The organism is Leucobacter tenebrionis (assembly GCF_019884725.1).
GTDB classification, from domain to species: Bacteria; Actinomycetota; Actinomycetes; order Actinomycetales; family Microbacteriaceae; genus Leucobacter; species Leucobacter tenebrionis.
Window position 1 is genome coordinate 1,168,776 of record NZ_CP082322.1, and the last position, 26,608, is coordinate 1,195,383.

Annotated in this window: 34 protein-coding genes; 33 read left to right on the top strand and 1 reads right to left on the bottom strand. The window is 67.6% G+C overall.

Annotation, left to right across the window (positions count from 1 at the left end):
• Positions 1-49: 49 nt before the first annotated feature.
• From KVY00_RS05565 to KVY00_RS05605, 10 genes are all read left to right on the top strand, one after another.
• A complete protein-coding gene (locus KVY00_RS05565; protein WP_223044706.1) occupies positions 50-682 on the top strand; it encodes a hypothetical protein in 633 nt (210 codons plus the stop codon).
• 62 nt (positions 683-744) lie between these two features.
• Positions 745-933 carry a hypothetical protein gene (locus KVY00_RS05570; RefSeq protein WP_223044707.1) on the top strand — a complete coding sequence of 63 codons (189 nt, stop codon included), beginning with the start codon at positions 745-747 and terminating at the stop codon, positions 931-933.
• A gap of 4 nt (positions 934-937) precedes the next feature.
• Positions 938-3,403, top strand: a complete 2,466-nt coding sequence (locus KVY00_RS05575) for a phage/plasmid primase, P4 family (protein WP_223044708.1) — start codon at positions 938-940, stop codon at positions 3,401-3,403.
• Between the two features lie 271 nt (positions 3,404-3,674).
• Entirely contained in the window at positions 3,675-4,040 is a 366-nt protein-coding gene (locus KVY00_RS05580; protein WP_223044709.1) for a hypothetical protein, read from the top strand.
• Between the two features lie 13 nt (positions 4,041-4,053).
• The gene (locus KVY00_RS05585; protein ID WP_223044710.1) at positions 4,054-4,287 is read left to right on the top strand and encodes a hypothetical protein; all 234 of its coding nucleotides are present in this window, start codon (positions 4,054-4,056) and stop codon (positions 4,285-4,287) included.
• Positions 4,284-4,418 carry a hypothetical protein gene (locus KVY00_RS15545; RefSeq protein ID WP_255572782.1) on the top strand — a complete coding sequence of 45 codons (135 nt, stop codon included), beginning with the start codon at positions 4,284-4,286 and terminating at the stop codon, positions 4,416-4,418. Before KVY00_RS05585 ends, KVY00_RS15545 begins: the two co-directional genes overlap by 4 nt.
• An 84-nt stretch (positions 4,419-4,502) precedes the next feature.
• A complete protein-coding gene (locus tag KVY00_RS05590; RefSeq protein WP_223044711.1) occupies positions 4,503-4,805 on the top strand; it encodes a hypothetical protein in 303 nt (100 codons plus the stop codon).
• The gene (locus KVY00_RS05595) at positions 4,795-5,448 is read left to right on the top strand and encodes a hypothetical protein (protein WP_223044712.1); all 654 of its coding nucleotides are present in this window, start codon (positions 4,795-4,797) and stop codon (positions 5,446-5,448) included. Before KVY00_RS05590 ends, KVY00_RS05595 begins: the two co-directional genes overlap by 11 nt.
• Positions 5,449-5,890: 442 nt before the next feature.
• Entirely contained in the window at positions 5,891-6,604 is a 714-nt protein-coding gene (locus KVY00_RS05600; RefSeq protein ID WP_255572783.1) for an FxLYD domain-containing protein, read from the top strand.
• 77 nt (positions 6,605-6,681) lie between these two features.
• Positions 6,682-6,981, top strand: coding sequence for an HNH endonuclease (locus KVY00_RS05605; protein WP_223044713.1), 300 nt, complete (start codon positions 6,682-6,684; stop codon positions 6,979-6,981).
• 5 nt (positions 6,982-6,986) lie between these two features.
• Here KVY00_RS05605 and KVY00_RS05610 read toward each other — a convergent pair whose 3' ends face one another.
• Positions 6,987-7,466 (bottom strand): GNAT family N-acetyltransferase, encoded by a 480-nt coding sequence (locus KVY00_RS05610; protein ID WP_223044714.1) that lies wholly within the window; start codon positions 7,464-7,466, stop codon positions 6,987-6,989.
• 128 nt (positions 7,467-7,594) lie between these two features.
• On the opposite strand from KVY00_RS05610, the gene KVY00_RS05615 reads away from it, so the two are divergent.
• The 23 genes from KVY00_RS05615 to KVY00_RS05725 all read left to right on the top strand — a co-directional run bounded on the left by KVY00_RS05615 (position 7,595) and on the right by KVY00_RS05725 (position 26,594).
• Positions 7,595-8,053 (top strand): hypothetical protein, encoded by a 459-nt coding sequence (locus KVY00_RS05615; RefSeq protein WP_223044715.1) that lies wholly within the window; start codon positions 7,595-7,597, stop codon positions 8,051-8,053.
• Positions 7,983-9,566, top strand: a complete 1,584-nt coding sequence (locus tag KVY00_RS05620; protein WP_223044716.1) for a phage terminase family protein — start codon at positions 7,983-7,985, stop codon at positions 9,564-9,566. The genes KVY00_RS05615 and KVY00_RS05620 overlap by 71 nt, the downstream gene beginning before the upstream one ends.
• Positions 9,567-9,579: 13 nt before the next feature.
• Positions 9,580-11,022: a phage portal protein family protein gene (locus KVY00_RS05625; RefSeq protein ID WP_223044717.1), complete on the top strand. Its 1,443-nt coding sequence runs from the start codon at positions 9,580-9,582 to the stop codon at positions 11,020-11,022.
• Positions 11,019-12,224 carry a head maturation protease, ClpP-related gene (locus KVY00_RS05630; protein ID WP_223044718.1) on the top strand — a complete coding sequence of 402 codons (1,206 nt, stop codon included), beginning with the start codon at positions 11,019-11,021 and terminating at the stop codon, positions 12,222-12,224. Before KVY00_RS05625 ends, KVY00_RS05630 begins: the two co-directional genes overlap by 4 nt.
• A 1-nt stretch (position 12,225) precedes the next feature.
• Positions 12,226-12,591: a DUF2190 family protein gene (locus KVY00_RS05635; RefSeq protein WP_223044719.1), complete on the top strand. Its 366-nt coding sequence runs from the start codon at positions 12,226-12,228 to the stop codon at positions 12,589-12,591.
• 11 nt (positions 12,592-12,602) lie between these two features.
• A complete protein-coding gene (locus KVY00_RS05640; RefSeq protein WP_223044720.1) occupies positions 12,603-13,517 on the top strand; it encodes a phage major capsid protein in 915 nt (304 codons plus the stop codon).
• The gene (locus KVY00_RS05645) at positions 13,517-13,834 is read left to right on the top strand and encodes a hypothetical protein (protein WP_223044721.1); all 318 of its coding nucleotides are present in this window, start codon (positions 13,517-13,519) and stop codon (positions 13,832-13,834) included. Before KVY00_RS05640 ends, KVY00_RS05645 begins: the two co-directional genes overlap by 1 nt.
• Positions 13,835-13,854: 20 nt before the next feature.
• Positions 13,855-14,211 carry a hypothetical protein gene (locus tag KVY00_RS05650; protein ID WP_223044722.1) on the top strand — a complete coding sequence of 119 codons (357 nt, stop codon included), beginning with the start codon at positions 13,855-13,857 and terminating at the stop codon, positions 14,209-14,211.
• A gap of 2 nt (positions 14,212-14,213) precedes the next feature.
• Positions 14,214-14,624, top strand: a complete 411-nt coding sequence (locus tag KVY00_RS05655; RefSeq protein ID WP_223044723.1) for a hypothetical protein — start codon at positions 14,214-14,216, stop codon at positions 14,622-14,624.
• 15 nt (positions 14,625-14,639) lie between these two features.
• A complete protein-coding gene (locus KVY00_RS05660) occupies positions 14,640-14,921 on the top strand; it encodes an HK97 gp10 family phage protein (protein ID WP_223044724.1) in 282 nt (93 codons plus the stop codon).
• A gap of 2 nt (positions 14,922-14,923) precedes the next feature.
• Complete coding sequence (locus KVY00_RS05665) at positions 14,924-15,334, top strand: hypothetical protein (RefSeq protein ID WP_223044725.1); 411 nt, start codon at positions 14,924-14,926, stop codon at positions 15,332-15,334.
• 66 nt (positions 15,335-15,400) lie between these two features.
• Positions 15,401-15,997 carry a hypothetical protein gene (locus KVY00_RS05670; protein ID WP_223044726.1) on the top strand — a complete coding sequence of 199 codons (597 nt, stop codon included), beginning with the start codon at positions 15,401-15,403 and terminating at the stop codon, positions 15,995-15,997.
• A gap of 88 nt (positions 15,998-16,085) precedes the next feature.
• Positions 16,086-16,538, top strand: coding sequence for a hypothetical protein (locus KVY00_RS05675; protein WP_223044727.1), 453 nt, complete (start codon positions 16,086-16,088; stop codon positions 16,536-16,538).
• An 86-nt stretch (positions 16,539-16,624) separates the two neighbouring features.
• Positions 16,625-16,867 (top strand): hypothetical protein, encoded by a 243-nt coding sequence (locus KVY00_RS05680; RefSeq protein WP_223044728.1) that lies wholly within the window; start codon positions 16,625-16,627, stop codon positions 16,865-16,867.
• A gap of 34 nt (positions 16,868-16,901) precedes the next feature.
• Positions 16,902-19,835 carry a phage tail protein gene (locus tag KVY00_RS05685; protein WP_223044729.1) on the top strand — a complete coding sequence of 978 codons (2,934 nt, stop codon included), beginning with the start codon at positions 16,902-16,904 and terminating at the stop codon, positions 19,833-19,835.
• Entirely contained in the window at positions 19,832-20,605 is a 774-nt protein-coding gene (locus tag KVY00_RS05690) for a hypothetical protein (RefSeq protein WP_223044730.1), read from the top strand. The genes KVY00_RS05685 and KVY00_RS05690 overlap by 4 nt, the downstream gene beginning before the upstream one ends.
• 12 nt (positions 20,606-20,617) lie before the next feature.
• Complete coding sequence (locus KVY00_RS05695) at positions 20,618-21,679, top strand: hypothetical protein (protein WP_223044731.1); 1,062 nt, start codon at positions 20,618-20,620, stop codon at positions 21,677-21,679.
• A 26-nt stretch (positions 21,680-21,705) separates the two neighbouring features.
• Positions 21,706-22,854: a peptidoglycan DD-metalloendopeptidase family protein gene (locus KVY00_RS05700; RefSeq protein WP_223044732.1), complete on the top strand. Its 1,149-nt coding sequence runs from the start codon at positions 21,706-21,708 to the stop codon at positions 22,852-22,854.
• Between the two features lie 10 nt (positions 22,855-22,864).
• A complete protein-coding gene (locus KVY00_RS05705; RefSeq protein ID WP_223044733.1) occupies positions 22,865-23,323 on the top strand; it encodes a hypothetical protein in 459 nt (152 codons plus the stop codon).
• The gene (locus KVY00_RS05710) at positions 23,324-23,653 is read left to right on the top strand and encodes a hypothetical protein (protein WP_223044734.1); all 330 of its coding nucleotides are present in this window, start codon (positions 23,324-23,326) and stop codon (positions 23,651-23,653) included.
• A 10-nt stretch (positions 23,654-23,663) separates the two neighbouring features.
• Complete coding sequence (locus KVY00_RS05715) at positions 23,664-24,983, top strand: hypothetical protein (RefSeq protein WP_223044735.1); 1,320 nt, start codon at positions 23,664-23,666, stop codon at positions 24,981-24,983.
• Positions 24,983-26,263, top strand: coding sequence for a M14 family zinc carboxypeptidase (locus tag KVY00_RS05720; protein ID WP_223044736.1), 1,281 nt, complete (start codon positions 24,983-24,985; stop codon positions 26,261-26,263). The genes KVY00_RS05715 and KVY00_RS05720 overlap by 1 nt, the downstream gene beginning before the upstream one ends.
• A gap of 16 nt (positions 26,264-26,279) precedes the next feature.
• Positions 26,280-26,594, top strand: coding sequence for a hypothetical protein (locus KVY00_RS05725; protein WP_223044737.1), 315 nt, complete (start codon positions 26,280-26,282; stop codon positions 26,592-26,594).
• The last annotated feature ends 14 nt before the right edge of the window (positions 26,595-26,608 follow it).

A 26,608-nucleotide genomic window follows, 5' to 3' on the forward strand; every position in this document is an offset into this window, starting at 1 on the left:
CCGCAGCACCGAGCAACCGAAGTACTGCACAACCAGAAAGAAGAAACCCATGTCTCTGTTCGCACCCAGCGGCGGCCGCGCCGCGAAGTTCCTCCAGGTCGGTACCACCGTCACCGGCAAGATCGCGCAGATGCCGTTCGAGAAGCAGGCCACGAAGTTCGGATCCCAGGACCTCGACTTCTGGCCCAACGGCGACCCGAAGATGGACATCGTCGTACCCCTCGAGGACACGAACGTGCCCCACGAGGACGCCAACGACGACGGCGCCCGCACCATCTACGTGTCGTCGAAGAACATGCGAACCGCGATCGCGCAGGCGATCCAGGCCGCCGGCCAGCAGGACGTCGCGATCGGTGGCCTGCTCACCGTCACCTACGTCGGGAACGATCCGAACTCGAAGAACCCGGCGAACCCGGCGAAGCTGTACCAGGCGCAGTACACGCCGCCCGCGTCCGGCCTCGCCGCGTCCGCCCCGGCGGCCGCGCAGCAGGCTCCCGCACCCCAGCAGCCGCCCGCACCCCAGGCAGACGGGTTCAATGCGCTCCCCGCCGGCGTCACCCAGGAGCAGGCCGACAAGGCCAAGCAGCTCCTCGCGATCGGAGCCCTCGACCACGCCCAGATCGGGGCAGCGCTCGGCATCACCGCCGAGCAGGTCGGACACATCGCCGCCGGCACCTTCTAACCCACCCCACCGGGCCGCCGTTGCAACGCGGCGGCGGCCCGGCCCCAACCCCGGGAGCCACCATGCCCGCACCACGCCCCCTCACCGTCGGAGAGATCATCCGCATCAACGGCGACACCGACCTCTGGAAGATCCTCACCATCCGCCCCCGCGGACGCGGCCACCAGATCACCGCGACCAGCCTCAACGCCTACCCCCGCATCGACACCACCGTCCCCGCCACACGCGTCACCCGACGCGACCAGGAGTAGCCCCGTGCACACCGCCGAAACCATAGCGCAGCTCTACCAGGCCGGCATCTCCGTCGTCCCCGTCGCCACCGACGGCACGAAGCGGCCTGCGATCGCCTGGAAGCCGTACACGCTCGAGCGCGCCGACGTCGACCAACTCGACGCCTGGTTCATGCGCGACACCCAGCACGGCGTCGGCATGATCACCGGCGCCGTGTCCGGCGGCGTGGAAATGCTCGAACTCGAAGGGCGCGCAGCCCACCACCTTCCCGAACTCGCGCAGCTCGCCGAAGCCTCCGGCCTCGCAGACTTGTGGCAGCGCATCAACACCGGCTGGCTCGAACTCAGCCCCTCCGGCGGCGTGCACTGGTTCTACCGCCTCGACGGCATGGCGGTACCCGGCAACACGAAGCTCGCCGCCGCCCCCGACAAGACCACCCTCGCCGAGACTCGCGGCGAAGGCGGATTCGTCGTGCTCGCCCCCACCGGCGGCACCGCCCACCCCACCGGGAAGCCGTGGGCGCGCCTCGCCGGCGGCCCCACCACCATCCCCACCCTCACCGCAGCCGAGCGCGACACCCTCCACGCGCTCGTGCGCACCCTCGACGAAACCCCCGACCCGGTCGCACCCGCACCCGCCGGACCCGTCGCCGACCTCTGGAAGACATACCGCCACCAGGACGGCGACATCACCCCCGGCGACGACTACGAACAGCGCACCGACTGGGCCGAAATCCTCACCCCCCACGGGTGGACCCTCATCCACCAGCGCGGCCAACTGCGCTACTGGTGCCGCCCCGGCAAGAAGCACGGCATCAGCGCATCCACCGGCAAGGCATCGGACCGCGACCGCCTCTACGTCTTCACCAGCTCCACCGAATTCGACCCGGAAACCCCATACACGAAGTTCGGCGCCTACGCCCTCCTCGAGCACCGCGGCGACCACACCGCCGCCGCAAAGCAGCTCGCCGCCGACGGATACGGGCACCGCGCACCCCGCGTCCTCACCCCCGCCCGCCACCTCACCGCCGTCCCCAACCCCGACAACCACAGCGCCGAGGCGACCGGCACCGACACCCCCACCCCCGCGGCCGCCGGGTCGGCGCTCGTCGGATCCGACCCCAGCGCCCTCACCGACGCCGGCAACGCCCGCCTCCTCGCCGCCGAATACTCCGCCCGCCTCCGCTTCATCCCCGACGCCGGACGCTGGGCCGAATGGACCGGCACCCGATGGGAATGGGCGCCCGACGACGCCCCCGCACTGCAGGCCGCCCTCGACATCGCCGACCGCCTCCCCACCGACTACGAACAGATACGCAAGCACCGCATCAAATCGCTCGGCACCCGCCAACTCACCAACGTCGTGCGCCTCGCCCGCGCCCTCCCCGAACTACGCACCCCCGCCGCCGAATTCGACACCCACCCCTGGCAACTCAACACCCCCGACGGCGTCGTCGACCTCACCACCGGCGCCATCACCCCCGCCACCCCGCACCTCTACCACTCGAAACAAACCACCATCGCACCCGCCGCGCAGGCGACGCCGCTCTGGGACCGCTTCCTGCAAACCACCTTCGGAGACGACCAGCCCATGATCACCTACGTCCAACGCCTCGCCGGCCTCTCCCTCGCCGGCCAAGTCGTCGAGCACGTGCTCCCCTTCCTCCACGGCGCCGGCGGCAACGGCAAAACCGTGTTCCTCGAAACCATCACCACGCTCCTCGGCGACTACGCCACCGAAGCCCCGCACGGGTTCCTCCTCGCCGGCCGCGACCGCCACGAAACCGAACTCGCCTCACTCCAGGGCCGCCGCTTCGTCGTCGCCGCCGAAATCAACGAAGGCACCCGATTCGACGAAGCCAAGGTGAAAGCCCTCACCGGCGGCGACAAGATCACCGCCCGCTTCATGCGACAGGACTTCTTCACGTTCAACCCGTCGCACACGCTCTGGTTGATGGGCAACAACCAGCCCAAGGTCGAGTCCGGCGGCAACAGCTTCTGGCGCAGGCTACGCCTCATCCCGTTCACCCGCATCATCCCCGAAACCGAGCGCATCGAAAACCTTCAACAGCGCCTCGTCGACGAAGAAGGCCCCGGCATCCTCGCCTGGCTCATCCAAGGCTGCGTCGACTACGTGAAGAGCGGCCTCACCGAGCCCGCCTCCGTGCGCGCCGCGACCGCCACCTACCAGCAGGAGGAAGACCACCTCGCCCGTTTCGTCGAAGACCGGTGCCTGCTCGGCGGCGGCGAACACGCCCGCGTCGCGACCTCGGAGTTGCGCCGCGTCTACGACCAGTGGTGCCGCGACGAGAACGAGCACGAGCTCTCTGGCCAGTCATTCGGCCGGCAGCTCCGTCAGAAGTTCGACATCGACGTCGTGCGCTCCAACGGGCGCCGCTACTACACCGGCGTCATGCTCACCACCCCCGACGACCCCGCCGACGAGGAGACAGAAGGTCGCCTGTTCGGCACCCACTGGAGCGACCGATGAGCACCCCTGGGGCGGTCCGCAAGATCGGGCACTGTGTCACCGAAGCTCAGTGCCCGATAGTGCCCGATAGTGCCCGATCAATTCGAGGCTCGGGCACTCGCGAAAACCGCGAGATCATGCGGAGAACCGGGGCACAGTGCCCGATAGTGCCCAACTTTTCCAGTTGCCCCAGCTCATTGATAGGTAACAGGGTGACTGGGTTATACGCGCGCACGACACGTTCAACTGAGATTCCGGTGCTATCGGGCACTCGTCGCCTCGGAGGTGTCCGATGAAGCGGCACGCCTTCCCCGCTACCTGTCCCCGCTGCAGCGCACCCGTCATCGAAGCCGAATACGACCTCGCCGCCGCAGTCGGCGTCCCCCTCATGCGCGCCGACCCCACCCACATCAGCCCCGGCGTCGAAAGCTCCTGCGTCATCCTCGACCGCCCCGTCTACAACCTCCACACCCGCCAACGCACCCCACGGCTCTCGCTCCGCGACCACTACTGGCACCGATACCACTACTGCGGCCCACCCGACCAGATCCTCCCCGCCCACCAATGCAACGTCCGCCTCCCCGGCACCCCCATCACCATCCCCGACCCCGACGACACCGCACCAGAGGCGCCGTCGCCCGACACGACCCCGTTCTGAAAGGACCATCTGCATGACGAAGATCAGCCCCCGACTCCTCGAAGAAACCATCACCACCGCCGGCTACCGCAGCACCCGCACCGGCACCATCATCCACATCACCAGCCCCGACGGCACCACCGTCGGCGAAGGCACCCACACCAGCACCGGCCGCCTCCGCATCTTCATCACCCCGCTCAAACGGCACATCACCACAATCACCGAACTCGGCCAGGCCCTCGACGACATCAAGGAGCACAACCGATGAGCAGCCACGGCAAGCCCATCCCCTGCGTCCGCTGCGGGATCCCCCGCACGCCCGGCTCCAACATCAAAGCCCTCTGCCGAGACTGCAGCGCCGTGCTCACCGCCCCTGAACTCGAGGCATGGGCGGCATGAGCACCCTCCGCAACCTCACCGCCGTCGAGATCGACGCGCTCGCTCGTCTCGGTGTCACCGAAACCGACCTGACAGGAGAACACCATGAGCACCACACCTGAAACCCCGGAGGCGACGCGCCGCCGAGAGAAGGTCCAGATGATGAAACGCAATCTGGCATGGGAACTCGGAACCGGCATCCGCGGCTTGGCCGGCTTGCTCCTCATCAGCATCGTGATCCGCTGGCAGCCGGAGGACGGCTTCTGGAACAACGTCTTGTGGTCGGGCATGCTCATTGCTGCCCTTGAGCTGTTAGTGGTGAGCGTGCTCCGTGATCGCGAGAAACGCGAGCACCGGACCTCGCGATCCGTACACCGCCACCTCCGAGGGGGCTCGAATGTTCGATAACTGGGCCGCCTGGCTGAAGTGGCACCTGGATCAGGTCCCGTTCCAGATCCTGCACATGCGCGAACTCGTCGAGAACACCATCAAGGCGCAGGACACCGAGGCCGTCAGGGTCTCGGGCGGCAGCGACCCGGCACGCCTCCCCTACAACGCCACCGCGGCCGACGACGCCGACGCCCTCTACGTCGAACTCGTGCTCTTCGCAAGGGAGGTTGCAGACCGCACCGGGCTGCCCTCTCCCCGCCCCGTACGCACCGGACTCTGGCAAGGACGATACGAACCCCAGGGCCTCCCCTCCTGTCGCCCTGACGAGGCGTACGCGTGGGCCAGCGAGATCCGCACATGGCTCGTCACCCTCCTCCCCGACCTCGAACAACTCGCTGCAGACGGGAAGCTCGGCGACGCACCCGACCACCTCGCCGCATCGGTACGCAAAATGCGGGGCCGCTACCCGCGCGCCGAGCCGAAGTTCAAGGCATACCGGCCGAGGCCTTGCCCGATCCCCGCCTGCGGTGAGAGCACTATCGCCCCCGTCTACGACGCAGAAGGTCTCGCCGGCTACCGGTGTGACACCTGCGAAGCCCAATGGGACCGCGCCGGCGCCCCAGTCGAGAAGATCCCTATCCGAGAGCGAGACAGCCCGTGATCGAGAATCGCGATTGGTACACCTACCGGGAAGCCGCCGCCCGCGTGCGACGCCACCCCCAGACCATCAGGAAGTGGCGCAAGCGCGGCCTGCCGATGGAATGGGACGACCAGGGCCGCCGCATCGTCGCGCACACGGACCTCCTGAGATGGTGGCGAGAGGCCAGTCTCCGCGACCTCAGAAACCGCGAAAACAAAGGCGACACGCCGTCAGCACCTCACCTCTTGCAGGGGTAAAGGGGGTTGACCCTACTGTGATGGTTGAGCAAATGGGCCGGAACGCGAAACACCTCGCGGCACCGGCCCTTACTCATTCCTTCCGAACCACGGTGCGCGTCGGGCCAGGGCGCCCACAGCCCGCGCACACCGCTCGGGATAACCAAATCATCACGGAATCCCGAAAGCAGCGCTTGTAAGCGACGGGCGTCTGCCATGATCTGCTCATGAGCACACCGAACGGCGAACAGCCGCCCCACATCCAACCCACCTACGCGCCGCCTCCACCGCAGTACGCTCCCCCGCAGCCACAACCTTCTGCGCCGAAGGGGCTCGCCGTCACGGCCCTCGTGATCGGTATCGTCGCCTTCCTCCTCGGCCTAGTCCCGGTACTCGGCATCATTCTCGGACTGACCGGCGTGGTATTCGGAATCGTTGCGCTCGCAATGAAGCAGCCGAGAGCCTTCGCCCTGACCGGCTTGATTCTCGCCGCGTTGGCTCTCATCACGTCCTGTTTCACCACGGCGGGTCTCGGCGCCGCAGTCGAATCTGTGGCGAAGGAATCGGCCGCATCCCAAGGTGCCGAACAGAGCGGAGCCGAGCCGTCTGAATCGGCAACAACTGCTCCCGAACCGGAAGAAGAAGCTCCGCCAGCACCTAGGGAGCGCCTCACTCTTGACGAGGGATGGAGTGCTGCAGCTGACGAGTACGGATTCTCTGCGGTCGTCACTGGCTACGTCTCCAACAACAGCGACAAAGCGATAACGAACTACGTACAGATCACTTTCGATACCTACGATGCCGCAGGAGCAAACCTCGGCACTTGCCTTGCGAATACGAACACGATTGACGCCAACGGCAAGTGGAAGTTCGAAGCTCACTGTTTCGATGCGATAGATGAAATCGCTGAGGTCCGGTTCAAGGAGATCACTGGCTTCTAACCGTCCATTAACATCATCACTGCCTGAGCCCCGGAGCCCGACTGGCCTCGGGGCTCAGTCATTCCCGGGAGGTGACCGTGGGCACGCAGCAGATCCGCAACGGCAAGGGTCACCGCGCATACCGCCGGAAGCAGGCTGCTCTCAAGCGCCGCACGGCCCGCGAGAACCTGCCCTGCGGTTGGGGCAGCGACTACGGCTGCGGTGAACTGATCGACACCACACTCCCCCACACGGATCCCATGAGCTTCACCGCGGATCATCCGACCGCGCTCGCGAACGGCGGCCACCTCGTGAAGCAGGACCTCAGCCCGTTCCATCGTCGGTGTAACAGCATGAAGGGCGACGTGGCACCCGTCGAGATCTGGGCGGCAACGTGATCTACTTAGCCTGACACCTTGCGAGGGAAGGGCTCCGAGTAAGTGACTCTCTCGCTGCGAAGCGAGGGAATCCGATGCTCGATACGCACCCATCCCAAACTGTCCCAGAAGCCCCGAGACTTCTCGTTATCGTTCAACGCCGTCAACCTCGGCAGCGGGTACGCCGCACGGATCGCCGCAACAGTATCGCGCCCTACACCCTTGCCGCGTGCCGACACAGCCACCTCGAACGCAAGGATGTCTAACTGACCATGCGGCATATCGCCCAACTGCGGATGGGAAACAACCCCCTCATCGAGGGTGAACTTACAGCGCCCCACTTCCGAGCCATCGTGCTGTACTGAGAGCCAGTGCTCTCTATCCGAGACCGTCTCCTCTGGTCGCCACCACGGCTTCTCGAACTCATCTGACGGTTCAAACACATACCAGTACACACGCTTCTTGCGCGGACGAAGCTCAACAAGCGACAGCGGCGAATCCTCCATAGGAAGACCGTACATGCCCCCGGAAAAATCCAGGAGCCCTCATCCGTTGCCAGCTTCCCGCGCGGGCGTGGCGAAAATCCCCCCGTGCGAATTCGTGTGGGGTGCGAATTGAGTTGAGGGGGTGCGATATGGCGCGTCCGAAGGCTCCGTGCGGGACGTACGCGGCGTATCGGCGCCATCTGAGGGAGAAGACGCCGGTCTGTGACGCTTGCCGGGATGCGAAGCGGCAGAACTCGCGGGACCGGTCGAACTCGGCCGAGTCGCGGCGCGAGAAGCAAGTGGAGCGCGAGGCCGCGAAGGCCGCGGCTGCGGTTCCGCCGGCGCCGCGCACCGACGACGGGCACGTCTCCCGGCTAGAGACGCTGCGGGACATGCTCGAGCAGTCGCGCGAGCTCGTCGCGGCGTTGAAGGTGTCGGATCCGGCGCGCGCGTACCTGCAGATGCGGGAACAGCGGGAGATTCTGCGCGAGATCGCGGAGATCCAGGGCAACGGCCAGTCGACGAAGGGGGTCACCCTTGGCGACCAGCTTGCTGCTGCCAGAGCAGAGCGGGAGCAGCGGGAAGCTGCTCGGGCTGCAGGAGCCTAGCCTCCTCCGCATCCCCGAGCGTGCCGGCTCGCGCGCGGGTGAGGCGCTCGACCTCGCCGCGGTTGCGGGTCTGCGTGAGGATCCTTGGCAGGAGCTTACGCTCGATGCGATCCTCTCGATCGATGCCGCCGAGCGGTGGGTGTGCACGGAGTTCGGTGTGCTCGTCAGCCGTCAGAACGGCAAGGGCAACATCATCTTGCCGTACGAGCTCGCGCACCTCTTCCTGTGGCCGAAGGCTGACGGGGAGCCGAAGACGATCCTGCACTCCGCGCACGAGGTGAAGACCGCGGTCGAGGCGTTCCGACGTCTGAAACGGGTGATCACGGCGTCGCCGCTGCTGATGGGTGAGCTGCTCGGCGGAGAGCGTGGCATCAAGGACAACAACCAGTGGCGCGGCTTCGAGCTCGCCAACGGGAACCGCCTGATGTTCATGGCGCGCTCGCGCAACGCCGGCGTCGGCTTCACGGTTGACGTGCTCGTGGTCGATGAGGCGCAGGAGACGCCGCAGGCGGCCATGGATGCGCTACTGCCGACGATGTCGGCGGTGGACAACACGCAGGTGCTCTTCACCGGCACCGTGCCCGACGAGCTCAACAACGCCGAGTACTGGGAGGGCGTGCGCGACCGTGGCCGGTCCGGCACCGATCCCCGCACCGGGTGGGCGGAGTTCAACCCGAAGGGCTCGCACGATCCCGACGTCGCCGCGAAGATCAACATCCGCGACCCGCAGGTGTGGCGCGCCGGCAACCCTGGCCTGGGGTACCGGCCTGGCCTGACGCGCGCGACCATCGAGGATGAGATCTCGCGTCTCGACCCGGAAGCCGTGAAGCGTCTGCGGTTCTCGATCTGGCCGAATCGCCGCGAGGAGGAAGCCGAGAAGCTCTCCGAGCTCGACATCGCGGTGTGGAAGCGCGTCGCGGGCGACTACCCGGTGCATGGCGACGGCGGCGTGATCGCGATCGCGGTCGGCCGGGGCGGTGGATACGCGACGATCTCGAAGGCAATTCGCGTCGACGAGGATCACATCGCGGTCGAGCATCACAAGACGGACCGCAAGGTGCGGTGGGTCGCCGACGAAGTGAAGGCGCTGAAAGCGGAGCTCGGGAACGCGCTCGTCGTCGTCGACCCGAAGAACGCGGCCATGATCCTCGCGGACCTTGACCGCGTCGGCGTGAAGTACCTCGCGATGAACCTCGACGAGATCGCCGCCGCGCACTCGATCTTCATCGAGCTATCGAATGACGGCTTGGTGCTGCACCGTGATCAGCGCGAGGTGACGCGCTCGCTCGAGCTCGCGACCACGCGCGCGATTGGGCGGGCCGGCTTCACGTGGGAGCCGTCCGATCCAACGAAACCGATCTCGCACGCCCAATCCGTCACGTGGGCGGTGTGGGGCGTCATCAAGTCCGAGGCGTCACCGAAGAAGCGAACGCCGCCGCCGCCGAAGGCCGCGGTCCTGACCCGCGACAGCGTCGCACGAGATGAAGTGGACCTCCGATCTGCGGGGTTCTGAGAGGGGGTCCGCCTTGGCTGAGATCGGATACCAGGCGGACGCCGGGGTTCTCGGATGGGGGAAGCTCACGGCGGAGACGCACGAGGAGAACCCGGACCTGCAGTGGCCGCATTCCATCGACGTGTTCGACCGGATGCGCCGTGAGGACCCGCAGGTGAAGTCGGTGCTGCGCGCCGTCACGCTCCCGATCATGCGCACCGAGTGGGTCATCGACGGCACGGGCTGCCGGCCGGAGGTCGTCGCCCACGTCGCTGGCGACCTCGGTCTTCCGGTGAAGGGCGAGCCGTTCGTCGCTCCGCTACGGACGAAGGGCCGGTTCTCGTTCAAGGAGTTCCTGCGGCTCGCGCTGCTCGAGCTGGTCTACGGCCACAGCTTCTTCGAGCAGGTGTACGACCAGAGCTCTGGCGCGACGCATCTCGGGAAGCTCGCGTGGCGGCCCCCGCGGACGATCGCCGACGTCGAGGTGGCGAAGGACGGCGGCCTCGTCGCGATCAAGCAGCACGGCCGCGATGGGCGCGCCGAGGTCGAGATCCCGGTCGATCGTCTCGTCGCGTTCGTCAACGAGCGCGAGGGCGCGAACTGGATAGGTGAGTCGCTGCTGCGGTCGGCGTACAAGATGTGGATCCTCAAGGACCGCGTGCTTCGGATCCAGGCGCTCGCCGCGGAGCGGAACGGGCTCGGCCTGCCGGTGTTCACCGCGGCCCCTCCTCCCGAGGGCGCCTCCTACGAGGAGATCGTCGCCTGGGCGGATCAGGAGATCGCGCGCGGGCTGGACATCGCGAAGGGCGCGCGCGCGGGTGACGCCGCCGGCGCATCTCTCGCGCACGGCTCCACGCTGCAGTTCGTCGGCGTCACCGGGAAGATCCCCGACCTAGACAAGCCGATCCGGTACTACGACGAGCAGATCGCTCGAGCGGTGCTCGCGCACTTCCTGAACCTCGGCACCGAGACCGGGTCCTGGGCGCTGGGGTCGACGTTCGCCAACTTCTTCACGGACTCCCTGAACGCCGTCGCCCAGCACATCGCGGATGTGACCAACCAGCACGTCATCGAGGACCTCGTCGACCTGAACTGGGGAACCTCGGAGCCGGCGCCGCGTCTCGTGCCGGCGGCGATCGGCGAGCAGCAGCCGGTCACTGCCGAAGCGATCCGGGCCCTCATCGACTGCGGAGCGATCGAGGTCGACGAGCCGCTCGAGGCGTGGATCCGGGAACGCTTCGGCGCCCCCGTCAAGGCGGCGCCAACCGCGGGCCGCGAAGAGGACTCGGACGCCGATGCCGCCGCGCGAGCACGCGCCGCGGCGGAGATCGCGCAGAAGGTGTACCTCGCGACGGACAAGGTCCCGCTGCGGCAGGACGAAGCGCGCGAGCTTATCCGGCTCGCCGGCGCGGACCTGACAGGAGACGGTCCAGACGCGAGTCGGATCCCGAACAACGAGCCCGAGGAGGCCGCATGAACCCCTTCCGACACGCTGCCCGTGGAGACGTGCAGCGCACCCCCATCCGCGCCGAGGCGCCGACGTCGCGCTCCGACGGGACCGTCGCGACGCTCCGCCTCTACGACCCCATCGACAGCTGGGGCGAGTGGTGGGGCGTATCCGCGAAGGAGTTCGCGCGCGTCCTCGACGAACTCCCGCCGGAGACGACCGAGATCCGGCTCTTGATCAACTCACCTGGCGGCGAGGTGATGGAGGGCATCGCGATCATGAACGCGCTCCGCGCTCACCCGGCGCGCGTCGTCGCGGTCGTCGAGGGCATCGCGGCGTCGTCGGCGTCGTTCATCGCCGCGGCGGCCGACGAGCTCGTGATGATGCAGAACACGCAGCTCTACATCCACAACGCGTGGGGCGTCGTCATCGGCGATGCGGCGGATCTGCGGGCGGTCGCTGACGAGCTCGAGAACCACTTCGACCGGAACATCGCGTCGATCTACTCGGCGAAGTCGGGCGACCCAGTCGAGCACTGGCTCGCCGAGATGGACAAGGACCGGTTCCTCACCGCCGAGCAGGCGGTCGCGGAGAAGCTCGCCGACCGGATCGAGGGCGTCGGGGACGCCGAGGCCGCGAAGGCGAAGTTCGACCTGTCGGTGTTCGCGCGATCGGACGGCCGCCGCGCCGCCGCGCGCGCGGATGCCCCCAAGCCCCCGAGCTCGTCCGAGCCGGGTGACCCCAACCGAAAGGAGAACGTCGTGGCTTACGACGATCTGACGGCTGGCATTCGAGAACGGCTCGGCGTGACCGATGCCGACGCCTCCGACGAGACGCTGCTCGCGGCGCTCGACGAGGCGCTCGAGGAGCGAGCCGAGACCCCGGCGGCACCGTCCGCCGCCATCCCCGAGGGCGCCGTCGTGATGGACGCCGCCACCCTGGAGGAGCTGCGCCAGAACGCCGCGCTCGGCGCGCAGGCTCGCCGCGAGCAGGAGTCCGCCCGGCGCGATGCGATCGTGGCCGCGGCGCTCCGCGACGGCCGCATCGCCGCGTCGGCGCGCGACAGCTGGCGCGCGCAGCTCGACAAGGACGAGGAGGGCATCGCGGCGCTGCTCGAGTCCTTCCCCAAGAACGCCGTCCCGGTGCAGGAGGTCGGTCACTCCGACACCCTGACCAGCGCCGACGACGCCCTGTACGGCGCCGTGTACGGCTCGACCGAGAAGGGGGCCTGAGATGGCTGACTACCTGCCCAAGTTCAAGCCCGGCCAGTCGGTGACCTTCACCGCCTCGGCCGACGTCACCGGCGGGCGCCTCGTCGAGGTGACCGGCAACCGCTCGGTCGGGCCGGCGGGCGCCGACTCCGCGAGCGTGGTCGGCGTCGCGGGCTTCGACGCGAAGGCCGGCGAGCGGGTGACCGTGTTCACGCGCGCCGGCGGTGTGCAGCAGCTCACCGCGAGCGGCCCCATCGCGGCTGGCGACAAGGTCTCCTCGGCTGCGGCCGGGAAGGCGCAGACGCTCGGCACCACCGAGAACCCCATCGGCCTTGCCATCGAGGCCGCGGCCGCCGACAACGACGTCATCGACGTCCTGTTCATCTGAGAGGAGATGACATGGCCTACACCTACCCCGTGAGCCACCCCTCGGGGACGCTCACCCCGGAGCAGCTGCACCTGTTCCTGTCCCGGCCGAACCTCATCGCGCGCCGCGTCGCGGACATCACGAAGATGCGGTTCATCGCCGACTACCTCCTCCAGGGGCGCTTCGACGCCACCGGCGGGGGCATCTTCTACGAGACCGGCGAGCCCGTCGATGCGGGCACCGATCCCGAGTCCATCGCGCCGCTCGGCGAGTTCCCGCTCGTCGTGCTCGACGAGGGCGAGGTCGTCTCGGCGAAGACCGACAAGTGGGGTCTGGACACGATCGTTTCCGACGAGAAGATCGCCCGTCAGGGTCGCACCCCGGTCGACCGCGGCATCCTCCGAGTCAGCAACTCGATCGTGCGCTACGTCGATTCCGTCGCGATGGCCGTGATCGCGTCGCGCGTCTCGAGCACCTTCAACGCGGGCGCCTGGGACACGGCGGGCGCCGCGGTCGAGTCCCTCATCACGCTCCAGGCCCAGCGTGAGGAGCTCGGCCTCGGGCTCGAGCTCGACACGGTCGTGCTGCGTCCGGCGCAGTACGCGAAGGTCATCGGCATGCTGATCGACGACAAGGCGCTCCCCCGCGAGTCCGGCGCGACGGCGGTGCAGGGCAACCTCCCGGTGGACGCGCTTGGGCTCACCTGGGCGACCACCCCGCACTTCCAGGGCCCGAACCCGCTTCTGGTGGATCGGGACCAGCTGGGCGGCATGGCCGACGAGAAGCTCAACAGCCCGGGCTACGCCTCGGCCGGTGACTTCGGCGTCGAGGTCAAGAGCATCCGAGACGACGACACCGAGGGCTACAAGCTCCGCGGGCGCCGCGTCACGGTGCCGGTCGTCACCGAGCCCCTCGCGGGCGCGCAGCTCGTCGGGACGGGCCTCTGATGGCCGGCCAGAGCGCCGCCGAGAAGGCGGCCGAAGAGCAGGCGGCAGCCGAGAAGGCAGAGGCCGAAAAGGCTGCCGAGGCCAAGGCTGCCGAGGAGAAGGCGGAGGCCGACAAGGCCGCGGCGAAGCCCTCGCAGGCCAAGCCCACCACGACGAAGGCGCCGGCCCTTGTCGTGACCGCCCCGGTCGCGGTCCTCCCGCTCGCCGCTGGCGGGGAGCGGTACGTCTACCGTGGGGCCCCGGTCGGTGACGAGTTCACCAAGGAGGGCGTCAAGCACGCCCAGGCTGTCGGCCTCGTCGGCAAGCCGAAGAAGTAAGAGAGACAGGGGGCGTTGACGTGATCACGCACGACATGGTCGGCACTGATGAAGACCTCGCACGCGAGGTGCTCCTCGTCGCTCGCGGCATCGCCCCCTGCATCTCCTCGTTCGCTGACGGCAGCGAGGAGCAGAAGGACGCGATCGCGATCCTGCGACGCGTCTATAAGGACATCACCGCGCGCGGGCTGCGATTCGTGAAGTCGCAGCGGATCGGATCGGCAGCCGTCGACTACGGCGCGATCACGTCCGCCTTCGACGGCGACCCGACCCGCGCGCTGCGCGCGCTCTGCTCGAGCACGAACGGCCAAGGGCTGTCGCTCGGCAGCTTCCCGAAGGAGCGGCCGGTGTCGCGGATCTGGCCGGAGAGGTACTGAGCATGGAGTTCCCGTACGGCAGCACCGTCTACCGCCTCCGCGCCGGCCTCGTCGACGACGAATACTCCGGCGACCAGGTGGCCGGAGACTGGGATCGCGCCGACGTGCTCGAGGTCCCTGGCGCGTTCGTCGCGCAGACCTCGACGTCGATGCTCGCCGACGCGACCCGTGAGCAGGCGCTCGAGGCGAAGTCGCTCTACTGCGAGGGCGAGTTCGACGTCCAGAAGGGCGACCGGGTGTTCACCGGCACCTTCGACCCGCCGCTACCCGAGGGCGTGCGGAGTATCCCGGCCGGCACAGAGCTGCTCGGCGAGGTCTATTCGATCGAGGGGATCCCGCCTGCGGCGGACACGAACCCGTTCACGGGGTGGACGCCGCCCCGTGAGATCCCGCTGACCCGCGCGGTCGGCTGACCGAGAGGAGCAACCGTGGCACGTGATTTCGTACCGGACCAGGCGTGGTTCGATCAGGCGCTGCGGATGCCGGGCGTTGAGGCCCTCGTCGACGAGGTCGCGGATGAGGCTCTGGCGGCGGCGAAAGCGTCGGCGCCGGTGGACTCTGCCGACTACAAGAAGAGCATCCGGAAGCGGTATCGGCAGGCCCGGTACCGCCGGGTCGCGCTCGTGGAGGCGACGGATCCGAAGTCGCTGCTGATCGAGGCGAAGACGGGGAATCTTGCCCGGTCGCTGAAATCGGCTGGGAGGCGGTGATCATGGCGCTCGTGCTCGCTCCTGATATGGAGCTGTGGCTGACCCGATACCTCCGAGCACCCGTGTTCGCGCTCGGTGCGGATATCAGCAACAAGGAGCCGGCCGACCTGCAGGTGCCGCTCGCGCGCCCGCTGATCGTGGTGCGGGACGACTCCGGTAATCGGAAGTCGAAGATCACCTTCGATCGGTCGATCGGGGTGAGCGTGCTCGCCGGCTCCCGCCGCCACGACCAGCCCGCGAATGATCTCGCCCGCCGGGTCATGGCGATCCTCACGGACGACGCGATCGTCGAAGCCGAGGGGTCGCCGATCGCGTCGGTCGACGACTGTAACGGCCCCTACCCCGTGCAGGACGAGCTGGATGTGGCGCGCCGCTACTTCACCGTCCAGTACACCGTCGTCGGCTCCTGGTGAGCGTCGGCACCCCATTCATCAACCACCAGCCGCCACGGGCGGCTTTCTCACTTTTCTGGAGGAACCATGCAGGAATACAACCTGTCCGCCGTCGCCGTCCCCATCGGCGGCCTCGTGGCTGTCGCACCGTACGCAGCTGAGAACGTGCTCGCCGACACGGAAATGGGCGAGACCCCGCTCACGCTCCCTGCTGCGTACGAGATGCTCGGCCTCGTGAAGCAGGACGGCGCCCCGCAACACCAGCGCGAGAGCGGGGACGCGATCGAGTTCTGGCAGAAGGGCCCCAAGCTCCCCGGTGAAGGCACCCGCGCGGTGCAGGTGAACCTCGCCGAGAACACGCCGGCCGTGCTGAAGCTCACCGAGGGCAAGACCCCCGACGCGAACGGCATCATCTACGTCGACTCGAACCTGCCCGACGCGAAGGTCCTCATGTTCCTCGCCGAAAAGTTCAAGGGCGGCGCTGAGGACCGATACAACGGGGCCGCACAGGTCACCGCGATCGAGGTCGACCAGGGCACCCGCGGCGAGGTCCGCGGCCGCAGCGTGACCCTCACCTGGACCGAGGATCCCCTGTTCCGGGAGCCGGGCACCGGCATCGACTCGCCGTTCAAGATGTGGCACGGCCGCCCCGCCGCGACCGTACCGCCTGCATCCGGCGAATAACCCAGCTGCTGGCCGGGGTGTCATCGGGTCGCCCCGGCCAGCCTCACCCACCAACCCGACCCACCCGTAACCCGAAGGAGACACAGAGATGGCTACCAAGAAGCCCGCGACTACTAAGCCGCAGAAGACCGCCCCGCCCACCGAACCGGTGGTGTGGGATCCGAACAGCGGCGACATCGACGCATCCATCTTCGACACCTGGGACGAAGCCGCCGAAGAAGCAGCCATCGCGCTCGCCGCCGAGGTCGCGGCGGTGAAGACCGTGATCATCGAGGGCAAGATCTTCGCAGGCCGGTTCCCGGACGGCACGATCATCAAGGCGCCGCTGACGTTCTCGGTCGCGGATCTCGAGGCGATCACCTCGATCGCCGACAACCCCGTCGACCAGATCAAGGAGCTCTTCCGCGTGATCGGCGAGGACGAGTCCGTGACGGAGCTCGAGCAGCAGAACCTCGCCTCGGTCGTGATCTACGCCGAACGATTCTTCGGCACCTTCGAGAAGATCACGAAGACCGCACTGGGAAAATCCTTGGCCTCGTAGACCTGTGGGCGACGCACCGGCCCGCCCTGGTCGCCACGTTCCGCCGATACGGCGTCTCGGCGTGGGATATCGGGGTGGGCCGGTCGGTGTCCTGGGGTGAAGCGTGCGATCTCGTGGAGGCCGCTCTCGACGACACCGGCACGGAGCTGTTCGCCGCGGTCGCGGGGTGGCGGTTCCCGATGTCGATGCCCGACCTGCTCCTGGTCACCTCCGCCTACGGCAAAGAGGCGCACCGGGTGATGCCGTTCGATCCCGAGGGACAGGTCACCCCGGAGGAGACTCAGGCGGCGCACGACGAGCTCCTCACGGAGATCCAGTTCAGTACCTAACCGCCGCGATGGCGGAGCCATCCCGGAGGTGTGCATGTCGAGCCAGGTCGGAGCGGGCCATGTCGCGATCTTCCCCACGATGCGCGGCTTCAAGGGCCAGGTCGTGCGCGGCGTCAAGGGCGCCGGCGCTGCCGCGTCGGCGGGGTTCGCGTCATCGATGAAGGGCGCCGGTGCTGCTGCCGGCACCCGCCTCGGCCGCGACATGAAGAACGCGCTGAAGTCGTCGGCCGGGGATCTCGGCGCGGCCGCCACGTCGAAGCTCAACCGTGAGGTCACAGCCGCGTCGGCAGGGCTCTCCAAGGCCCGGCTGAAGCAGCAGGACGAAGCCGGCAAGGTCCGTGTCGCGGAGGCGCGCCTGCGCGAGGCTGTCGCGAAGTCGGGTGCGGAGTCCGCGCGCGCGATCGCCGCCGAGGAGAGGCTCGCCACCGCGCGCCGCTCCCACAAGACCGCCACCGACCAGGTGGCTGCCGCGACGGCCCGTCTGAAGGGCGCGCAGGATGCGGTGAAGGCCGCGGCGTCGGCGTCCGCGACGTCGTCGTGGTGGGGCCGGCTCGGCGCGTCGGCGTCGAACGGTCTGCGCTCCATGGTGTCGGGTGCGGCATCGATGGGAGCGCGGGCCGGGCAGGCGCTCGGTGCGGCGTTCAAGGGCGCCGCAACCGTAGGTGTTACCGGTGCCGCGGCCGCGCTCGGCATCGCGTTCTCCGCAGGGTTCTCCCGCCTGACCGCGCTCGACACGGCGCGGGCGAAGCTCACCGGTCTCGGCCACGACGGGACCACCGTCGCGAAGGTGATGCAGAACGCGACCGCCTCGGTGAAGGGCACTGCGTTCGGGCTCGGTGAGGCGGCGAACGTCGCCGCCGGGGCGATGGCGGCGCAGATCAAGCCAGGTCGGGCGCTCGAGTCCCACCTGAAGCGCGTAGCGAACAACGCGGCCGCGGCGGGCGTCTCGATGGACGAGATGGGCTCCATCTTCAACAAGGCCGCGACGCAGGCCAACGGTGTGCAGAACGACGTGATCGGGATGCTCGCCGACAAGGGCATCCCGATCTATCAGGAGCTCGCGAAAGAGCTCGGCGTCACCGCGGGCGAAGTCTTCAAGATGGCGTCCGAGGGCAAGGTCGATTTCGAGACCTTCTCGAAGGCGGCGGAGGCGGCCGCGGGCACGGTCGCCGACCAGATCGGCAAGACCGTACCCGGCGCCTGGAAGAACATGATCGCCTCCCTCGGGCGATCGGGCGCGAACATCTTCGGCGGGATCGACAAAGAGACCGGCGAAATGTACGGCCTCTACGCGAAGCTCGGCCCGCTGATCGCGTCGGTCACCTCTGTGCTCGGTACCTTCGAGGACCGGGCCGCGGGGATCGGCGCGGTCCTCGATCGCACCCTCGGCCCCGGCATCGACCGGCTCACGGAGCTGCTCAACAAGATCGGGTCCGGGTCGGAGGACGTCAAGTCGAAGCTCTCCGGCCTGATACCGGTACTCGCCCCGGTCGGGGCGGCGTTCGCGGCGCTCGGCTCGGGCGGGCTTGCGACCCTGCTCGCCCGGATCCCGCTGCTCGGCGGGCTCCTCGGCGGCCTCACCGGGCCGCTCGCACTGCTGGGCGGCCCGCTCGGGGTCGCCGCGGCCGCGTTCGCGGGCTTCGCGCTCTCGGGTGGGGACGCCGGCGCCGTGGTCGCATCGATCACGGGCATCGTCGAGCAGGTCGTCGCCGCGCTCCCCGGGATGATTCTCGAGGTGGCGCGGTTCGTGCCGCAGCTGGTCGAGTCGATCCTCGCACAGCTGCCCGCGCTCATGAACGCGGCGGTGTCGATCGTGAACGCGCTGGTGGAAGGGATCGTGCAGTCGATCCCGCTGCTGGTGTCCGGCGCGATCGTGCTCCTGAACGGCCTGATCGACACGATCCTCGCGAACCTGCCCGTGATCGTGTCGGGCGCGATCAACCTCGTGACCGCGCTCCTCGACGGCATCATCTCAGCGCTCCCGGTCCTGATCGAGGGCGCGGTACAGCTGGTGACGGCGCTGCTGCAGGGCATCATCTCCGCCCTGCCGCAGCTGATCGACGGCGCGTTACGCCTGGTGCAGAGCCTGCTGACGGCGATCATCGGCGCTCTGCCGCAGATCATCGAGGGCGGCATCCAGCTCCTCCTCGCACTGGTGCAGGGACTCATCGAGGCGCTACCCCAGCTGATCGAGGCCGCGCTGCAGCTCGTGATGGGGCTGCTGACGGCGATCGTCGAGAATCTGCCCCTCATCATCGAGGGCGGGATCCAGCTGCTGCTGTCGCTGGTGCAGGGACTCATCGAGGCGCTGCCGCAGCTGATCACGGCAGCGATCGAGCTCGTGCTGCAGCTGATCGCCGGTCTGATCGAGATGCTGCCGCAGCTGATCGAGGCAGGCATTCAGCTCGTGGTCGCGCTGATCGAGGGTCTGCTCGCTGCGATCCCGCAGATTATCGAGATGCTCCCGCAGATCATCTCGGCGATCTGGGACGGCCTGATGGGGGTCGACTGGCTCGACCTCGGTGCGCAGATCGTGATGGGCATCATCAACGGTCTCGCGTCGATGGGGCAGGCGCTCCTCGACGCGATCATCGAGCTCGCCTCGTCCGCGTTCGAGGGGTTCAAGGACTTCTTCGGGATCGCCTCGCCGGCGAAGCGGATGATGCAGCCGGGCCGTGACGTGGTGCGCGGCGCGGTCGCCGGCGTCGACGACGAAGCCCCCGCCCTGGGGGACTCGCTCGTCGGCATGGCGGAGGGTGCCGCCCGGCGTGCCCGGTCGGCGATGACGAGTGCCTCGACGCAGGTCGCGGCCACCGTCAACGCGAGCACCGCCCAGGCTCCCGGCGACGGGGGCGGGCGGGCGCCGGCGCATATCGAGCAGCACAACAATTTCGCGCATGAGGATCCGCAGGTCGCGGCGTCTCTTGCGCAGCAGCAGCTGGACGGGATGGTGAGGGCGGCGCTATGACACGCGAAGTGATCATGATCGGGAAACTCTCGATCTACGGCCGCCCGAGCCTCGAGGACGTCCGACCGCGGGGCCTGTTCCTGCGGCCGGACGGCCTCACCGGCCTCGACGGCGGCGCCACCGTGCGCGCCGAGACAGTACCCGTGCCGGGCGAGCATGGCGAGTTCGACCTGCCCGTGTACCGGGGAGCTCGAGCGATCACGATCGCCGCGATGGGTCTCACGGAGAACACGATCGATCAGGGCAAGCTGCGCGCCGACGTGCTCGGCGTCGGCGGCGACGGCCGACTCGTCACCATCCGAGCCGAGCACCAGGGGCAGCTGCTCAGCTGCCGGGGCCGCATCGCCGCACCGCCCGCGGTTCGTGATCACGGGCAAAGCAAGTACCCATTCCGTGTCGACTACGACCTACAGTTCGTGTGCCGGGATCCACGTCTCTACGGTGATGTGCACCCGAGCGCCGCTGGCGAGCCGGCCCTGAACCGGGGCAATTTCCCGGCCATCCCCACGATCTACGCGCGGCGCGTGTCCGGGTCTGGTGGTTACACGATCACCGCCGGGTCGGGCGTGATCGAAGTGACTGCGCCGCTCGCGGTGGGAGCGACGCATCGTATCGATCTCCGCACGGGCGGCGTCTATGCCGGCAGTACGCGCCTCACGCGCGCGATCGGGGCATTCCGGCCGTGGACGGTGCTGCCGGGCACGCCGCTCGTGCACAACGCGTCCGCGGGCATCGATCTCACGGTCGAGACGCCGCGAACCTACATCTGAGAGGAGACCTGCATGATCCTCGCCTACTCCTGCGACGGGTTCACCGGCGAGATCCTCGATCGCCTGCCGATCTCGGACGCGAGCGGTGAGCGTCTGCTCTCAGCGGGCGGCTCCGGAACGGTCACGGTGCCGTTCGATGGTACGTGGTCGAAGGCGGCCTTGCGCGACATGATCGACCCGTGGCGGCGCATCATCGTCATTGAGCGGGACGGCAAGGTCGAGTACGGCGGATACGTCATCGCCCGCTCCGCCACCCTCGGCGGCGCCGAGGTCAAGGTGACGCTGCAGGACGCGTGGGCTCTTTTCGCGCGTAGGGGCGGCTGGGATCGTGCGCACCCGTACACGGCGGCGTGGTCGACGACGGTGACCGGGGTGCTCGGGGAGCAGGCATGGCAGGCGATCCACCGCGCACGCAACACAGGTGGGCTGCTCGACCGCACCCGCTTCCCGGTGACTCGCGTGTCTGTGGGCGGCGGCGACGTCGTGACGCGGAAGATCCTCGGCTACCACTTCGAGATGGTCGCCGACCTCCTCACTGGCCTGATGGACGAGGGCCTCGACATCTACCTGCAACCGCGGTGGGTGGGAGACCGCTTCGACTGGGGGTTCCGGGCCGGGCCCGCCTGGTCGTCGGGGGTCACGCGCGAGTTCGCGGCGTCCGTCGCGGATCCGATGATCACTGACCTCGCCGAGGCCGACGACGCGGCCCGGCTCACCACCAACGCGGCCCGGCTTGGCGAGGGGTCGGAGGTCGATATCCTCGCCCGCTCCCGCGTCGCAGCAGACACCCCGTACCCGATCCTGGACCGCATCACTGCGGTAAAGCGCGTGTCGGATCCACTGCAGCTTGACCAGCAGGCTCTTGGAGATCTCGCGCTCTATGGTGCCCCGACGCTGCAGTGGGATTTCCGCGTGCTCGCGTCCGAGGGCATCGACGTCGGCGACACGGTGCGTATCCATGTCAGCGGGGATCCCTGGATCGCGGATGGGTGGAGTACGCGCCGCGTCGTGAAGATCAGCACCGACCTCACTGAGTTCGTGAAGGTCGGCGTGCAACCGGTAGGGGGTGCGTGATGGCGGTAGATCATCCCGGGCGGGGCATGTCGATCCAGCAGCTCGTGCGCATGATCCGCGACGAGGTCGTCGCAACCCTCCAGAACAGTTCGATCGGCTCCGCGGGACTCCGAATCTACGGGGGCGGCTGGATCCGCATCGAGAACGGCGGGCTTTCGGTAACCGGCACAGCTGTAGTCTCCGGGAGCCTGCAAGTCACTGGCACCCTCCTCCAGGTCGGCCCTTGGACCATGGAGGGCCCGGGCACCATCACCGGCAACGTCGGCATGACGGGTGACCTCACGGGCTCCGGGATGCTGCGTTGGACTGGCGACTGGAAGCTCGAAGGCGACGGAGAAATCTCCGGTGATGTGAAGATCACGGGTGACACCGAGATCCTGGGCAAGCTCGACGTGACCGGCGACACGAGGCTCCGCGGGAAGACCACCCTCGAGAACGACCTGATCGTGACTGAGGACGGCAAGATCAAGGTCGGCGACATGACGATCGACCCCTCTGCTGGAGCAGGGCGGGTGCGGTTCGCGAATGGTGGTCAGGTCTGGGCCGAGGGTGGCTCGGTGAAGCTGATGCTCAATAGGTCGCAGGTGAGCGTCACCGAGGACTCGATTCTTGTGTCGTCTGGCGGTAACTCGGTAGCTGTCGGTGCTCTCGGTATCCAGGTGCGGGACGTCCCCACCACGACGAACACTGACAGTCTGCACTGGCTCGGCGTGAACTCGGCCGGGTATCTGCGGAAGGTCGATCCCGCCGTGGGTGGGCCGCTCGGTGGCCCGTTTGAGTGGCCTTTCCCGTTGTCGTCGGTTACGTCGGAGTTTGGGCCTCGTCCTGAGATGGGCGACTACCACACGGGTATGGATTTCGGGCAGCCGTCTGGGACACCGATCCCGGCTCCTGCTGCGGGCACCGTTGTCGCGTCCGGGTGGGTGGACAACTTCGGTGGCTACCACATCAAAATCGACCACGGAATGCGCGGCGGGAAGAAGCTCGAAACCGGGTATTTCCACCTCGTCGAAGCCCCCGCGCTACAGCCAGGGGCGATGGTCGCGAAGGGCACGATCGTCGGCCACGTCGGATCGACCGGCGCATCGACCGGCCCGCACCTGCACTGGGAAACGTTCATCGACGGCGTGCAGGTGAACCCGCGCTCGTTTATGGACGCCTACGGCAAGAAGTAACGGAGGCAGTATGTCGATTCATACGTTCACGGGCCGGCTGACGAACGCGCAGCGGCTCAATTTTTTGGCCTCCCGCAACGCCCAGTTTTTCGCGGTGCCGAAGCAGCCCGGTGTTGGGGTGACGGGTCATATTCATGATGATCGGATCCCGATCACGGTGGATCTCGCGACGGGCGAGTATTCGGTACGGCTCGAAGCGTCGAACTCGGTTCGGCCTCCGATGCCGTACCAGTTCGTGTGTGAGTGGCAGCGCGACGGCCAAAACCACTGGTCGGTCTGGGCGGAGTTTTTCGCCCCGCCGATGGGTGGCGCGATCGGCGACATGACCCAGCTCCCCCCGAACCCGGGCACCTGGTCCTACGGCTGGGGTAAGCCCAACGATCCGAAAAACAACGTCACGCAGGGGATCTACGTAGATCTGGATTCGCCCGGCGGGCAGTGGTACGGCGAAGAAGGGTCGGTGGTCTAAATGGCTGGCATGATCCCGATCCGCCGCGACAACCCGGTCACGGATCCCACTCTCGCGGCGAACGTCAACAAGAGCTTCTCGGCGTCGCAGCAGGCTGTGGATTCCCGCGTCCGGGCTGGCGCTGCCCCGGTGGTGTCTGACCTGCTCTCGAACGATCCCACAATCCGGGACCAGATCTATGACTTGGCCGTCGACGCGATCGATGTATCCACGTTGACCGCGGCGAACATCGCGCTTGATGAGGACGGCACCCCGGTCTATGAGCCGGGCAACACGACTTTCAGGATGGGCTTCGACGAAGACGGCGCCCCATTCATCACGACTATTTAAGGAGCTACAGATGGCACTACAGCCGAAGACTCGCAGGCTTGTCACCGAGGCGGCGCGGGATGAATGGTGGGGAACGGTGAAGCCCGACCGTGGTCTCGCTACCTCTGGCACCGACCTGAATCAGCTTTACGGCGCTAGTGATGCGGGGGCATACGCCCTGAATTTCACGGATGCCGTCTACCACAACCTTCCCGAGTTTCAAGCGCCCCAGCAGAATGGGGTGCTGGTCGTCCTGGCCAGCGGGCTCGCGAATGCGTCGGCGCAGTTCCTGATCGTCGGCACCCAGTTCTTCTTCCGGGAGTCGCTGACCCCTGGGGTGTGGAACGCGTGGCGCACCTCCACGACCGATGTGCAGGTTTCCAGTATCGTCGCGTCCAGCACGCGCCGCGGAGTGTTTGCCGGTGGGGGCGATCTCAACACGCTCTCGACGAGTGACTACTGGGGTTCGTGGAGTCTACCCACTGGAGCGAGTTACACCAACCTCCCGGATGATGTCACCGGGGGCGTGATCTCGAACGCGGCGACCCTGCTCGCGTATCCGACCGGGAACCGGTACTCGGCCGCTCATCTCCTCCTGTCGGGCACGAATATGTGGTTCCGGGAGGCGCTGGACACCGTCACCCCGTCGTGGGGTGCGTGGCAGAAGATCGTTACTACGAACGACGCCACCTATAAGGCGATCCCGCTCGCGAAGAAGGTGTACGACCCGTACACGGCGTTCAAGGACGGGGAGGTGCTGTATGTCCTCGACCGGCAGCACTGCGGCAACGAGTGGGACGGCACACTGGCGAACGTCGGGTACACCACCCCCGCTGCTTGGACGCTGACGCTCAGCCACCCGTTCCCTGACGGGAACGGCGTGGAGGTGAGGGCGGCTGTGCGCGAGTTCGGCCGGTTCCTGTGGTTCAACGGCATCCGTGACGCGGAGTCGCTGGTGCGCATGGAGGTGGGCTCGTTCGAGGGACACCCCGGCGGCGCATTCCAGCGGTACAGCACGGGTTCGGGTGTCGGCTACTTCGCGGGCGTCACCGGGGGTGCGGACCCGACGCTCCAGATCAGTTACTTCACCGCGAGCAGCGTGGAATCGCTGGCGTCGGTCCCGGTCAGCGGCCTCGAAGCCGATACCCCCTTCAATGTGCGGTTCCGGGTTGAGGGGAAGCTGCTGTCCGCCTCCGCATGGAAGGTCGGCCAGACGGAGCCGAAGGACTGGCAGCTGATCGCAGAAGATACCCGTCTTGTGTCCGGGGATGCGGGTGTGGGCGTGCTGCAGAGCGTCGCACCCACCCGGTTCAACTCGATCATCGTCAACTCGGGGGGAGGTCGTGCCTGATGCCGGTCAGAACGCATTTCGAACTGACCGGGCGGCTCACCCCCCGCCCGGAGATGACCGAGTTCCTGAAAACCGTCGAGCGTGAAACCGATGCGGAACTCACCCTCACGGGCACCACGAGCCGAGGGCGAGAGATCTGGTCGGTGGCAGTCGGAAACCCGGCCGGGTCGACCATCATGTATGTCGCGGGTCAGCACGGCACCGAGTGGTGCTCCCGCGAGGCGGCGCTGATCTTCCTGCGAGATCTCGCATATCGCATCGGGGACGGGTACGAAGACTACCTCGCCACACACCAGGTGATCGTCGTCCCCGAAGCGAACCCGGACGGGTCCGAGCCTCCCGTGACGCGATTCCCCGCCCACGGGTTCGATGTCAACAACGGCTGGTATTTGCTTCGCAACCCGGAGAATCGGGCGATCTCGCCGCTGATCACGCAGCACCGGCCCGTCATCATCCAGGATCTGCACGAGTGGGATGCCGACTATCCCGAGCACATCGCGCACTCCGTGAGAAACACGCCAGCATTGGCCCCGGAGCTCGCGCCCCACCTCGATCAGATCCTGGACCGGGCCACGCAAGCCATCGAGGATGCGGGATACACGGCCCGCCCGTACTCCACTGCCAGCAGGCCGGGGCCGGGCGCGACACCTGGATCGATCCTCCAGAGCACCGGCCATTTTCACCATGCGATCACGCTCCTCACCGAGTCCCTGATGCGTAGGCGTACCAGTGACCGGGTGGCGAGCAACCTGATCTGGATGGAAGCAGTGCGTGGATACCACAGCGACAACTCTGCCGCTCTTGACGCGGCCCAGCAGGCCTCGATCGCCGCCGCCGAGGCAGGCACCTCGAAGGTGTACATCGGGTCGAAAGGGCTTGCAGCCGAGGGGGATCCGCTCTTCCCGGAGATCACCGACCCCGCGGACTCGTACACCATCCCTGATGAGGTGCCCATCCCGCAAGGTCTCCTCGACATGCACGGCATCGTCGCGGAGGGCCGCCAGATCAGCTCGCACCAGGCTGCCCGCGCGCTCGTGGTGCTCCTCTTCGACCCGCGGAGCGTGTTCTACTCGGGCGCGATCAACTGGACGCCTCGACCGTCACGGCCCGCAGTACCCATCGTGCCGGAGCAGAGCAGCAGCCTCGGCACGATCTGGGTCAAGGTCGGCAGCCGCCGGTACGCGGTGAAAGAAGTGTGGGTCAAGGTTGGCAGCCGGAGGTATCGCGCCAAAGGGATCTCGGCGAAGGTCGGTAGCCGACGGTACGAGCTGAAGAGATGAACGGGGGGCGGGCATGATGATCCTTCTCGGAAGCTGGGGTGAAGCGACCGACGCGGAGGCCGCAGCGCAGATCCGCCGCGCCGGTTCCCTCGCCCAAGACGCCGTGGACCGGCGGGTGCGATTGATCGTCTACCCGTACCTCCTAGAAGCCGTCACATCGAGTGATGTGCTGAATCTGGCGGCACGACTCGCGATCAACGCGGCACTCGACCGGCTCGGGATCTCCACCCCGCACCTGGACGTAGACGAGGACGGCACCCTGTACGTCGAGCCCGGCACCCGCACCCAAAGACTCGGACTCGACGACGACGGCGTACCCGCCATCATCTAACCCCACAAGCCCCG